The sequence below is a fragment of the Paenibacillus sp. FSL E2-0201 genome (assembly GCF_037963325.1).
Lineage (GTDB): Bacteria > Bacillota > Bacilli > Paenibacillales > Paenibacillaceae > Paenibacillus_AQ.
Genome location: NZ_CP150154.1, coordinates 280743 through 293786 on the forward strand (window position 1 = coordinate 280743; position 13044 = coordinate 293786).

Consider the following 13044-nt stretch of genomic DNA (forward strand, 5'->3'; position numbering starts at 1 on the left):
ATTCTAAAAAAAGATTGCATACCATATATATATAATTTGATATGAATAGGAGGTGTGAAGACATTGCCTGTCCTCTCTACAAACACCATCATTAATTTACCTGTCGACGGTACTCGTCCAATAGATCATGTTGTGATTAAAGTAGTTAACAATGGATTAGCTGGCGCGGCTTGTTATTTAACGGGTTTATCCAATAGTGCAAGTCCTCAGACAGTCTTTATTGAAGAATTATTTGAGCTGCAATATCGGGAAACGTTAAGCAGGACCTACGCTATTGTAGAGGAATTATTTCAATTTAATTTTGTATATTCACAGGAACAAATGAAGATTCAGATTTTTCTTGTGGATGTTAACGGTGTCTGGACGGATGTTAATCTGGAAGTGTTTCAAGTAAGCCGTATAACCTCGGAAATACGTGATAACGTATCCGTTACATCGACTGACTTTGCAGCGATCAGCTTTATGAGGAGCCCTGCCTTTACTCTTCCACAAGGTCTTGCGGCTGAAATCAGACCGGCAGCTTTAGATGTTCTGTCCAAAAGACCTGTGCGTTATATAGTCGTTGCAGGCGGGACACTGGATGGGACATTCGAGAATTTTCCTACACCAACTACGGATATTCCTGTTACGGATACGGCACTGCTAGTGAATTACACCTGCACTTCAGTCACTGGTGGAAAGGTTATTATGCAAGGTACAGGATCAGGGATCTCTGGTGCGTATGCGAATTTGGCCGTTAATTTGCTTAATGAGCGACTCTCTTACGAGCTTCAACATGAGCCAGTGACTTTGGTAGTTAACTCACTCTCAGGTGATGATGATCTTGCAGTCACCTTTAAAATGTCTGAGCAATGGTGAGCGCTCAATAATCTAGTGCTGAAGATAAATTCGGGTGATTGAAAAAAGGAACATCCGCGTAGATGCGAATGTTCCTTTTGATAGCGTTGCAAGCGGTAGGTTTAGTCTGTTAATCCTCGCCGCAATGTAAATAGGTCTTTCAAAGCTTCAGTAGACAGCTCGGTAATCCAGCCTTCGGAGCTGGAGATGACATTATCACTTAGCTGCTGCTTACTCTCCAGCATCTCATCAATCTTTTCTTCGAGCGTCCCGAGGGCGATGAATTTATGCACCTGCACATCACGTGTCTGGCCCATCCGATAAGCACGGTCTGTCGCCTGATTCTCAACGGCTGGATTCCACCAGCGATCGAAATGGAATACGTGGTTGGCTGCAGTTAAGTTCAGACCGACACCTCCAGCTTTGAGTGAAAGGATGAACACATTCGGCTGATCAGACGGTGACACCTCTGGACGTCTGGCCCTTTCGTCCGCAGAAGGGGCGGGCGTCTGAAATTGCTCAATCATTCGGTCACGCGCCTGTTTGGAGGTGCTTCCGTTCAAATAAAGGACAGGCTCTCCCAGCTCCTGCTGTAGAACAGCTTGAAGCATTTTCCCCATCCCTACATATTGCGTAAAGATGAGACAGCGCTCATCCTCTTCACGTAGCTCCTTCACCATATCCAGCAGTCTTTCGAGTTTAGAGGAACGGTTAATGAGTTGACTAGTGTCCAGCTTGTTGTCTGAATCAGTTTCAGGGAGGGCTTCCTTGGTCACGAGCATCGGGTGATCACACAGCTGTTTAAGTCCGGTTAAAGCTCCAAGGATGGCACCTTTGCGCTCGATACCTTCCAGCTTCTGCATACGTTCCAACAGTCCGTTTACGGTCTGATCATAGAGCGCAGCTTGTTCAGCTGTCAGATGAACATAAGTCTTCATCTCATTTTTATCGGGTAGATCGAGCTGGATATTAGGATCCTTTTTCTTGCGGCGAAGCATGAACGGCTTCACGAGATTCTGTAGGTCCGCCGTACGCTTCTCGTCACGTTCCTTCTCAATGGCATTACTGAACCGGTCGTTAAAGGCTTTGGCGGTGCCCAGATAACCTGGGGTTATAAAATCATAAATGGACCAGAGCTCCGATAATCTGTTCTCTATAGGTGTTCCTGTTAGCGCAATCCGGTGTAAAGCCGGGAAGCTGCGCACAGCTACCGACTGCTTCGTTTGAGCATTCTTGATGTTCTGTGCTTCATCGAGGCAAATCGCCGCCCAAGTGAATTCCTTTAGCAATTCCTGATCAAGGGCCGCAGTCGCATAAGAGGTAAGTACCACGTCCGCTTGCGAAGCAGCGCCATAGAAGAATCCTGCATCCAGACGGCGACTTCCGTAGTGAAGCATCACATTCAGAGAAGGCGCGAAGCGCTGCAATTCCTTCTGCCAGTTACCAAGTACAGAGGTAGGGCAGATGATTAGAGCAGGCCAGCCAGGCGGGTCGGTCTGGCGACGAGATGAGCTAGGATCGGTATTTTCTTTGATATGAAGTAAATATGCGATGAGTTGGACGGTCTTGCCAAGCCCCATATCATCGGCTAGACAAGCCCCCAAACCGAATTGACGCAGGAAAGTCAGCCAAGCATATCCTTCGTGTTGATAGGTGCGTAGCTCTGCCTGGAGTCCTGCGGGCACTGGAGGCTTCGGCCACTGTGAGCGTTGGCCCAGCTGACCAATGAGGCTGATCAAATGCTCGTTTAGCTCTACCTCGAGCCGCAGGCGCGCCGCATCCTCTTGAAGCTGCTCTTCTGTAGCCTCAGCATCAGCTTCCTCACTCGCTTGCAGCAAATGAAGCTGAAGCACATCTTGGAAAGACAAGCCTTGTGACTTATCCATTCCAGCCATGGCTCTTTGGATTTGTGCCAGCAGCGCGGGATCGAGCGAGACCCATTTGCCTTTGAAGCGCACGAGTCGTTCACCTCTTGCGACCAGCTCGGCAAATTCAGCTTCGGTGAGGTCGACGTCGCCGATGGAGATTCGCCAATCGAAATCGATGATCGAATCAAGGCCGAAGAGTGACTCGCCGCCGCTGCGTTTGTCCTCGCCGGAGCTGATCTTGGCGCGGAGGCGTGGTTTTTTCCGGCTGGCGGCTTCCCACCACGCCGGCAGCAGCACTTGCCAGCCTGCTTCCAGCAGCCGCTGGCTCTCGGCCGTCAAGAACCGCCAAGCGATGGCATCGCTGAGCGGTTCGGCCAGCACGTCGCCGCCCGCCGCGAAGCGCTCGGGCGGTAGACTGCCGCGGAGGCGCTCCAGCCATCCCGCGGCGCGTTCATGCACGTGGGCCGACCATGCTGTCGGCCACAAGCCGTGCGGCTCGCCGTCATCGGCGAGCCTGATGGGAACAAGCGCGGATTCATCGCGCTTGTCCTGGAGGATCAGCTGCAGCCGCCAAGGGGATTCATCCCCCTCCGGCTCCAGCAGCTGAAGTGCGGGCCGGAAAGGCGCGGTATCCGCCTTCCAGCCAATGGCGATAAGCCATGCAGCGGTATCCATGCCCGCTGCAAGGGCCCCGCTTCTATCGAATAGAAGCGGGAACTCGCTCCGGAGGTCGCCTGCCGCGGCCTCCGTGCTGTAGTACCTCTGCGATACGGCGGCGGAGAACGCCGCGCGTAGCCCGCGGCTAAATTCGCTGCCGCCATTTAGCGCCTCAAGGGCACCCTTGGCAGTGTCATTCTCCACTGCCACCAGCGCAAGAGCTCCCTCATCCCAAGTCCATTGCAACCTCCCGGTGCGGTAAGCGGAGATATCGGGAATATACTGTTTGTTCTCCAAACATATAGCCAAAAGTGGTGCAAGTTCAGTCAGATGAGCCGCCTCGCCCTCCCAGTTCCATTCGATATGCGACAGCAGCTTCTGCTCTGCAAAGAAGGGGATGACCTGCTCCGCAGGAAGAATTACTAGCTCTACACCTTCACCGGCCGGTTGAACCGTTAACTCCGTACCATAAAAAGACGCCTCATGCCAGGCGAATAGCCGCTGCTTAAGCTGCAAACCGGGCACCAGATCTTCTCTTTCATTCATTCCATATAGTAAAGCGTCGCCATACTGGCTTAATGCAAGCCGGATGGTCAGCGTGCGCAAATGCATGTTCATGGTATTAGCTTTCCTTTCCGAAGCTCCTCTTGCAGCGCGCGAAGTCTGCTGTGCCTAGTAGTGAAGGCAATAAGGAACTCTTCCCACCGTTCTTCTTGTTTCATTTTTTTATACAGCTTGGATAATCGCTTCAAAAGTTTCACAGCTGCCTTGTAGCTATGTCTATTTTTATCCAGCACAAATCTTTCAGCGGCCTGATGATAGAAGGGGAGTAGAACTTCGGGTGCATTTTTCTCCATAGGCTGGAGGTCTGTAACACGAAATTCAGAAGGCTGTTTACCGATGGACAGTTGATAATCCATCCATATATGCCATTTTTCATAGGTAATTAGCTTCTCTTCGTATACTTCGCCAGAGATAGGTAGCATAGTGGCTAATGTATTCCACATCTGCGGTTCAGCTTCAGGAAGGTGGCGAACAGCCTCTTCCCAGCTATTCGAATAGTTATTCAAATTATAGAGCCTGCTGCTTAGCAGTGGGCCGATCTGAACAAGCCAACTCACCAAGCGTGACCACTCACCTGCATCCAGAAGTGGAGAGGTGAAGCTCATAAGCTCATCGGGATGGAGACCCGGACGCTCGGCAGCCTTATTCAGCAATTCCCAAGCTTGTGGGTCCTTCTTCAGATAAAAATACATGCGGCTCTGGGCCAACAGCCATGCATGACGTGACAGGGAAGCGCCTAATTCACCTTCTGCTTGCTGAAGCTGTTTGATTTCATCTAGATAAAGCTTAGTTCCACCCGTATTCGGGTAGATCCAGTTTCTCCACAGCAAGTCATAGCAAAGTGAAAAAGAGGGCTGATCCCGCAAACGATCGCGCGACTCCGTCAACATCTCACGCCGTAAGTAGGCGAGCGTATCGATGATATGCGGCCATAGGTCGTATTCTTGCTCTTGCTCGGGAGACAGCGGGAGTGTGCTTTTTAACAGACGTGTGATTGCTTCCTGTAGCTCAGAGACCGCTACTTGCGTGTAATATCCGAGTGATGCAGTGAAGGCGACCTGACCCGGTAGATTGGCGGAAGGCTTAGCTAGCTTTTCTAAAAGAAAAAGATGGGCATGCAGAGTGAATAGCTTGTCCAATTCCGGAGATAAATTCGGCTTGGATTTAGTAATGGAAGATAACGCACGATCCACATATTCAGGATTGCGAGTGGTATGTGCCAGAGGGGTAATGCAGATTGCAAAATACTCTCGCCACTCCGTGAGGCCTCCCTCAGCGATCCGGCTGGCATGCTCTTTTAGCTGTTGCTGGTGTTTTCCATCTGCTCCGATAGGGGAGCTACTCGATGTTTTTGGGAGAAAGGACGCAGCCTTGGCGTTAGCTAGAACTTGTACAGATCTATTCTGTTGTTCGGCAAAACTGAGCAGTACGGCTGCCATATGCTTGCAATGACCTGAAACAGGGCAGTTGCAATGACACCGAGTGAAGCTGTCCAGATCAATCGTAACGCGGTAATCCTCTCTACCTTCAACAAGTGCATTGATCTTAGATGGCTCCGTCATAGTGAACGAACGAATCCGGCTTTGCTTATAATATTGGAACCCCCGTTTGAGGGTAAGGTCATCGAAATAATAGGCGACATTCTGGATGAGCTTACTCCACTGCGTATCATCCATAGTATAGGTTGGTTGCATACAATTGGTCTCCCGTAATAAAAATGTTCGTTATTTGAATTTCATTATATCATTTCTTTTTGAGTAGGATGTTTTGGGGTTGTAATGAATGCGAAGTTGCTGGCTTGTATGGAACCTAAGCTCTAAACATATACTAATCGTACTGCATTTTGAAATATAAGAACGTAAGAGTTTCAATGATTCTTATATTTTGGCAGAAACGATTATCATCTCTGAGAGGACGCCGAAGGCGGTTCTTTTTAGATAGGGGGTAATGGTTGATTTTATGTAAATCAAACAAAGGTCAAAAAAGGTCAAATCATTAAATATGTTTAAATTTGTAGCATTAAATCAGCTGATTTGCCTGAATTTGACCGAAAATTGGCTTAAATCGATTTTGTTATTCCTCTGGCAGGGGACTATAATAAGGTCATAGGTCAAATAAAGTCAAAGTCAATGAGAGGAGAATGGATAATGTTTGATTTGGTTCCTTTTGGTAAACGTAGAGATGATGCTTTTGGTATGCTGGCTAAGTCTTTGAATGATGTTTTTAACGATGATTTTTTTGCTCCGATCAAGAGCTCAACGATGTCCTTTAGAACGGATATTCGCGAGAGTGACCAGGCTTACCTGATTGAAGCTGAACTTCCTGGCTTTAAAAAAGAAGAAATCGACATTGATTATGCCAGCCCCTACTTGACGATTAAAGCGGTGCGGAAGGAAGAGAATGCCGAGGAGAACAAGGATCATCAAATTGTACGCAGAGAACGTCGATATGGTGAATATGTTCGCAGATTCTATGTTCAGGACATTGCAGAAGAAGAGATCCGCGCGTCTTTGAAAGACGGATTACTGAAGCTGGAAGTTCCAAAACGGCAAAAGCCGCAAGGAAAACGCATTGAAATTCAAGACGGAGATTCTAGCGGTTCGCAGTCTGAATAAGCATAATTTAGGCGGAATTAGTTTCCGCTTAACATCTTAGAGATTGGCAGCGGGCTTTTGATATAGTGTTATGAATAAAAGGCGCATTGTAGTGGAGGATTCCGGCTATGGTGCGTCTTTTCTCGGAATGGAATGATAAGTTAAGTTACAGGTAATAAAGCAATGAAAGGAGGAATCCGAGTGGCTAACAACAACTATTATGATGCTTTGGGTGTGAGCAAAACAGCAACCAAACAGGAAATTAAAAAGGCTTATCAAAAGCTCGCCAAGAAGTGGCATCCCGATGTGAACAAAGCTCCTGAGGCAGAGGCCAAATTCAAAAAAGCGGCTGAAGCCTATGAAGTGCTTGGTAATGAGGAGAGACGAAAGCTTTACGATGAGGAGCTGCTTTATGGGGCTCAGCGTGGTAGAGCGGGTGGAGGTGCTTCGAGCGGGGCCTCTTCGTGGGATTCAAACTTTGGTGGAGGCTGGAGCGGCGGAACTTATTCTACAGGGGGCTCTGGCATTTCGGAGGAAGATTTGTTTGGAATGTTTTTTGGGAATCGGGGCTCGGCGGATCGAGCTGGCTTTGATTTCTTTTCTAGTAGTGGTAGTGGCCGTTCGAGCAGCAATCCATGGGGTGAGGCGCACAGTACGACGCAGGCGCAGCTGGATATTACGTTGGAGCAGGCTTATAAAGGAGCAACTGTACGAGTACAGATTGGTGATAAAACTGTGGATGTTCATGTTCCGCCGAGATCTAGTGAAGGTACGATTTTAAAAATCGCGGGGAACGCTCAGAGTGGCATAGCTTCAGGCGGCGATATACTGCTGGCACTTCATATTCTTCCTCATGATATTTACGAGCTTCGAAATGGCGACTTATGCGGCGTAGTTGAAGTTGCTCCTTGGCAAGCGGTATTGGGCGGAGAGGTAAAGGTTCCACTACCTGGCGGCGGTGCTGTGAAGTTGAAGATTCCTGCAGGAATTCAGAACGGCAAAACGCTGCGCATCCCAGGCAAAGGTTTGAAGCGTGAAAATGGTACGAATGGTGATATTTTATTTGGTATTGAGATTATTATTCCTGAGACAACCAGCGAAGCGGAAAAGAACTTGTACCGTAAACTGGCTGAATCCAGCCGATTCGAGGCCAGAGCTAAACGCCAAAGCACCGGTACGCAGCGCCAAAAGTCTAAAGTGGGTAATTAATAGATAGGTAGAGGTAGAGTTGGTGAATATGGTGAATGGAATGCTAGCTGTAGGATAGTAACTTAATTAGAAACTAACTATAGAAGAGACCTGTGAGGAGTGTCGGGAAAAAGGAAGGCTAAAGTGTGGTGAAGTGTGCTGAATGCGGCTTAATGAGCGAAAAGAGGTACAAAAATACCCTAGAATGCGGTGAATGTGGCTCAATGAACGAAAAGAGGTACAAAAATATCCCAGAATGCGTCGAATGCGGCTCAATGAGCGAAAAGAGGTACAAAAATACCCCAGAAAGCGCTGAATGTGGGCTAATGAGCGAAAAGAGGTACAAAAATACCCCAGAAAGCGCTGAATGTGGGCTAATGAGCGAAAAGAGGTACAAAAATACCCCAGAATGCGCTGAATGTGGCTCAATGAGCGAAAAGAGGTACAAAAATACCCCAGAAAGCGCTGAATGCGGCTCAATGAGCGAAAAGAGGTACAAAAATACCCTAGAATGCGCTGAATGCGGCTCAATGAGCGAAAAGAGGTACAAAAATACCCCAGAAAGCGGTGAATTCGGGTTAATGAGCGAAAAGAGGTACAAAAATACCCCAGAATGCGCTGAATGTGGCTCAATGAGCGAAAAGAGGTACAAAAATACCCCCGAATGCGCTGAATGTGGCTCAATGAGCGAAAAGAGGTACAAAAATACCCCCGAATGCGCCGAATGTGGCGCACCAAATTAACTTATACCGGCCAAAACGGCCGATCCTATATATCATTCATAAATAGAAAGGTGAGAGAGCTATGGATTTCAATAAACTTACTCAAAAGCTGCAGGAAGCAGTGGCTGCGGCGCAGTCGCTTGCTTCAGACAGCGGACATCAGGAGATCGATAATCTCCATCTATTAAAAGCATTACTCCAGCAGCAAGAAGGCTTGCTGCCAAGACTGCTGCAAAAGATGAATGTCCCCGTAGCTGAGATGCTGCGCAGCACGGATGAACTGCTTGGGCGTAAGCCGAGCATCAGCGGGTCAGGAGCAAGCACGGTGCGGCGTTATGCCTCGCAATCGCTGATCCATCTGCTGGAGCAGGCGGAGAAGGAAGCGGCGAAGATGCAGGATGAATTTGTCTCTGTGGAGCATGCTGTGCTGGCCATGGTGTCGGATTCGAGCAGGGACAATCGTGAGCTACGTGATCTTTTTGTCAGTCGTGGCCTAACACGCGAGAAGCTGATGTCTATACTTGCGGAGATTCGTGGGCATCAGCGTGTAACGAGTCGGGAGCCAGAGGCTACTTATGAGGTGCTGGAGAAATACGGACGTGATCTGGTAGCAGAGGTTCGTGCAGGCAAGATCGATCCAGTCATCGGGCGTGACGCAGAAATACGCCGTGTGATCCGAATTCTGTCCCGTAAAACGAAGAATAACCCTGTTCTCATCGGTGAGCCAGGTGTAGGGAAAACGGCAATTGTAGAAGGCTTGGCTCACCGGATTGTACGCAAAGACGTACCGGAGGGTCTGAAGGATAAGACGATTTTCTCGCTGGATATGAGTTCCCTCGTAGCAGGCGCGAAGTTCCGAGGTGAATTCGAGGAACGCTTGCAGGCGGTGCTTAGGGAAGTTCGTGAAAGTAACGGCCGAATTATTCTTTTTATTGATGAGCTGCACACGATTGTAGGCGCAGGTAAAACTGAAGGCTCGATGGATGCTGGCAATATGCTCAAGCCGATGCTGGCTCGGGGTGAGCTGCACTGTATCGGTGCCACAACGCTCGATGAATACCGCAAGTATATTGAGAAGGACCCTGCGCTGGAGCGCCGTTTCCAACAGGTGCTGGTCAGCGAACCGGATGTAGAGGATACGATCTCCATTCTACGCGGTCTGAAGGAACGGTTCGAAGTCCATCATGGAGTCAAAATCCATGACAGCGCCCTCGTAGCTGCAGGAGTATTGTCTAATCGCTACATTACGGATCGTTTTTTGCCGGATAAAGCGATCGACTTAGTGGATGAAGCTTGCGCCATGATCCGTACAGAGATTGACTCTATGCCGGGTGAGATGGATGAAGTGACCCGTCGTCTGATGCAGATGGAGATTGAAGAAGCAGCACTTAAAAAGGAAACCGATGACGCCAGCAAACGCCGTCTGGAAATCCTACAACGTGAACTCGCCGATCTTAAGGAGAAGCAGCTTGGGATGACGGCGCGTTGGGAGAAGGAGAAGTCAGCGATTCAAGGCATCCGCGACCTCAAAAAACGGCTGGAGCAAGCCCGGAAGGATTTGGTCGATGCGCAGGAGGAATATGATCTTAATAAATCTGCCGAACTGAGCTATGGCATTATTCCTGATCTGGAGCGGCAATTGAAAGCGGCTGAAGAAGCGGCTCAGCAGGATCAGGATACTAGATTATTGCGTGAAGCTGTAACCGAGGAGGAAATCGCAGATATTGTATCGCGCTGGACGGGTGTGCCGGTTAGCCGGCTGGTTGAAGGCGAACGGGATAAGCTGCTACGTCTGGAAGAAACGCTGCATGAACGAGTTGTGGGCCAAGATGAAGCTGTCAGCTTGGTGGCTGACGCCGTACTTCGGGCAAGAGCTGGGATCAAAGATCCAAATCGGCCGATCGGTTCCTTTCTGTTCCTCGGTCCGACTGGGGTAGGGAAGACGGAGTTGGCAAAATCACTCGCGGTCTCTCTCTTTGATCGCGAAGATGGCATGATCCGTATTGATATGTCGGAGTATATGGAGAAGCACAGTGTTTCTCGCCTGGTCGGAGCACCTCCGGGATATGTTGGATATGAGGAGGGCGGCCAACTAACAGAAGCGGTACGGCGACAGCCATATACAGTAGTGCTGCTCGATGAAGTGGAGAAGGCGCATCCTGATGTATTTAATATTCTACTGCAGCTGCTTGATGATGGGCGGCTGACCGATTCGCAGGGCCGGATGGTCGACTTCAAGAACACGATCATTATCATGACCTCAAATATCGGCTCACCACATCTGATTCAAGGCACCGATGAGAAGGGTCAGCTTACGGAGGCGGCTAAGGACAGAGTAATGAAGGAACTAAGTGGACATTTCCGTCCGGAGTTCCTGAACCGGGTAGATGACATTGTGATGTTCAAGCCTTTGACCCTGGGCGAGATCGAGAAGATCGTGGACAAACTGGTAGACGGATTGCGTTTACGCCTTGCTGAACGGGAGATTGGTCTTCAATTAACTGAACCGGCGGTACGTTTTATCGCTAAGGAGGGTTTTGATCCAGTGTATGGGGCTAGACCGCTGAAACGCTTTATCCAGCGTAGTTTGGAGACCCGTGTGGCCCGTGCGATCATTGCTGGCGAAGCTGCAGAAGGTTCAGTGATTCAAGTAGATGAATCTGGCGGTGACCTGACAGTTACCATCATGAAGCCAGTAGGCGATGAACCACAGCGTGCTGAATAAGAGGTTCGTACGATGTAAAAATATAAGGCATCCACAAAGCCGTTAAGGTTTTGTGGACGCCCTTTTTATTAGTACACTCACTCCACCCAAGGTATTAAATGGGGGTGTTCATCCAGAATGGACAAGTATTGCTCCTTCCAGCCGTATTGGCCATCGGGATCAAGGAGCATGTAACGCAGATATTTTTCTAAACGGAATTCTGCCTTCGACCAACCTAAATGCTTGAGTCGTAAGTTGCTTAGCTGGTGGGGAAGCTCGAAAATATTTTCCGGAAATCGCCCACAGTGCTGTGGGGATTCATTCCATACATAGTTGAAGTCTTCTTTATAGCGAAGCAAAAAAGGACGGTAATTCAAATGAGAGCGCCAGTAAATATCTTCTCTGTAATGGGTGGCGTTCCATAAATCGTAGAGACGGAAGCAGAATAGATCGACCTCGTCAGCGTACAGTAACGTTTCAATATTTGCAGCAAAACTGGGTTCAAAGATTTCGTCTGCATCCAGACTCAGAATCCACTCAGGATTCGTCTTCAGAACCTCTTCCCACTGCTGCTTTCGCAGCTCAATTTCATTGCTGAATTTGGATATGGTATTGTGCACGAGATGAACGGGAATGCCTTCAAGGGCTTCCAAACAGATAGCTGCTGAATTATCCGTGCTGCCATCATCAATAATGACGGCCTCATCGATGTATTTGCGATGCTCCTCCAGAACCTGTCGCAGAAAGCGTCCACTTTCATTTTTCACAACCATGGTGAGGGTTAGCTTGGGCCGCTTTTTGGCTAGAGGGATTGTTTCCTTGGAACTTTCATTGTCTGGATTCTCTGTAATGTCTGTATTGGTTAGATTGTCTGGATTCTCTGTAATGTCTGTATTGGTTAGATTGTCTGGTGTGGAGGTCGACTCTGTCGTTATAGGCACATCATCCGTAGATAAATTGCTCGCTGCATCAGTGGAGTCAGCTTTGGTCTCCGTGGTTTCTTTGATAAAATCGTCAACTTTGCTCAAATCACTGTCTCTATACAAGTGTAGCGCCGGATAATGGGTGTCGACGAACAGGGGAATGCCAAGGGCTGCGGCACGAATGCAGAAATGGCGGTCTTCTCCCCAATAAGAAATGTTGCGAATTTGATTGTAGCTAACCCCGGCTTTTATCGCATGCTGACTAATCAATGTACAAGCCCCGAGTCCGCCTACTTCATAAATTCCGGGATTCCGCATCTTAGCTATGAATTCATGAAATCTGCGATTGATCTCTTCTTGTTGCAGTTTTTCGCCGGGCAGTAACTCCCATTGATTGTATTCGTCGTGCATCCATACCTGCGGCTGAAACATAGTTCCGGGCTGCCACTGCGTCCAGAATACCTCTGAGATAATATCCTTGTTCGCACCTATGAGATGTCTGAGGGTATCGGGATGGAGAATGAGATCAGAGTCAATCAGAAACAAATAGTCATAATTCAGGGTCTGGGCTCGGTTGATCATGAGATTCTTAAAGTTGGCTACTTTCCAGACTAAATCGGTACTCCAGAAGTGGGTAGTATCATTGCGAATATACGCATCATGAAAGCCGGAGCTCTGAAGATAAATATGATCACCCATGCTTTTGAATTCCTGGAGTAGCCGGGTTGATTCCTCATCATCATTATCATCTATCAGATGAAAATCCAGCTCAATATTGGCTACATTCAGACGAAGCAAGGAATTGAGAAATTCTTTTAAAACCGTAGGCTTCTGGTGGATCGGACTGCCGATCAATACACGAATCTTGGTTTCCGTCATTGCCGCCTCCTTGAGGGATGCCCCCTCTTTCCTTGGATGTATCCGTATGTTCTCAATATGTTTACAGGGGAGCGGCAATAATCCTTATTTTTCAAAGTTCTGTAAAGT

General features: G+C 48.5%; 8 protein-coding genes. 5 read left to right on the forward strand and 3 right to left on the reverse strand.

The window, feature by feature from the left end:
- The first annotated feature begins 54 nt into the window (after positions 1-54).
- On the forward strand, positions 55-858 hold the full coding sequence (locus NSU15_RS01315) for a hypothetical protein (RefSeq protein ID WP_139328427.1): 804 nt from the start codon (positions 55-57) through the stop codon (positions 856-858).
- Positions 859-959: 101 nt separating this feature from the next.
- Here NSU15_RS01315 and NSU15_RS01320 read toward each other — a convergent pair whose 3' ends face one another.
- Together NSU15_RS01320 and NSU15_RS01325 are read right to left on the reverse strand one after the other, a co-directional pair.
- Positions 960-3980, reverse strand: coding sequence for a DEAD/DEAH box helicase (locus tag NSU15_RS01320; RefSeq protein WP_042123450.1), 3021 nt, complete (start codon positions 3978-3980; stop codon positions 960-962).
- Positions 3977-5620 carry an SWIM zinc finger family protein gene (locus NSU15_RS01325; RefSeq protein WP_339288837.1) on the reverse strand — a complete coding sequence of 548 codons (1644 nt, stop codon included), beginning with the start codon at positions 5618-5620 and terminating at the stop codon, positions 3977-3979. Before NSU15_RS01325 ends, NSU15_RS01320 begins: the two co-directional genes overlap by 4 nt.
- 453 nt (positions 5621-6073) lie before the next feature.
- Here NSU15_RS01325 and NSU15_RS01330 point away from each other — a divergent pair, with 453 nt between their 5' ends.
- From NSU15_RS01330 to clpB, 4 genes are all read left to right on the forward strand, one after another.
- Positions 6074-6541 carry an Hsp20/alpha crystallin family protein gene (locus NSU15_RS01330; protein WP_042123453.1) on the forward strand — a complete coding sequence of 156 codons (468 nt, stop codon included), beginning with the start codon at positions 6074-6076 and terminating at the stop codon, positions 6539-6541.
- Between the two features lie 180 nt (positions 6542-6721).
- Entirely contained in the window at positions 6722-7729 is a 1008-nt protein-coding gene (locus NSU15_RS01335) for a DnaJ C-terminal domain-containing protein (protein ID WP_339288839.1), read from the forward strand.
- Positions 7730-7881: 152 nt separating this feature from the next.
- Complete coding sequence (locus tag NSU15_RS01340) at positions 7882-8451, forward strand: hypothetical protein (protein WP_339288840.1); 570 nt, start codon at positions 7882-7884, stop codon at positions 8449-8451.
- A gap of 61 nt (positions 8452-8512) precedes the next feature.
- Positions 8513-11155, forward strand: coding sequence for an ATP-dependent chaperone ClpB (gene clpB, locus NSU15_RS01345; RefSeq protein ID WP_042123457.1), 2643 nt, complete (start codon positions 8513-8515; stop codon positions 11153-11155).
- 77 nt (positions 11156-11232) lie between these two features.
- On the opposite strand, the gene NSU15_RS01350 is transcribed toward clpB, so the two are convergent.
- On the reverse strand, positions 11233-12936 hold the full coding sequence (locus NSU15_RS01350; protein ID WP_042123459.1) for a glycosyltransferase: 1704 nt from the start codon (positions 12934-12936) through the stop codon (positions 11233-11235).
- Positions 12937-13044 lie beyond the last annotated feature (108 nt).

Bases quoted from the DNA above. Each gene is read 5' to 3' on its own strand.
- NSU15_RS01320 (WP_042123450.1), bottom strand. From the start codon at position 3,980: ATGAACATGCATTTGCGCACGCTGACCATCCGGCTTGCATTAAGCCAG.
- NSU15_RS01325 (WP_339288837.1), bottom strand. From the start codon at position 5,620: ATGCAACCAACCTATACTATGGATGATACGCAGTGGAGTAAGCTCATC.
- NSU15_RS01330 (WP_042123453.1), top strand. From the start codon at position 6,074: ATGTTTGATTTGGTTCCTTTTGGTAAACGTAGAGATGATGCTTTTGGT.
- NSU15_RS01340 (WP_339288840.1), top strand. From the start codon at position 7,882: ATGAGCGAAAAGAGGTACAAAAATACCCTAGAATGCGGTGAATGTGGC.
- clpB (WP_042123457.1), top strand. From the start codon at position 8,513: ATGGATTTCAATAAACTTACTCAAAAGCTGCAGGAAGCAGTGGCTGCG.
- NSU15_RS01350 (WP_042123459.1), bottom strand. From the start codon at position 12,936: ATGACGGAAACCAAGATTCGTGTATTGATCGGCAGTCCGATCCACCAG.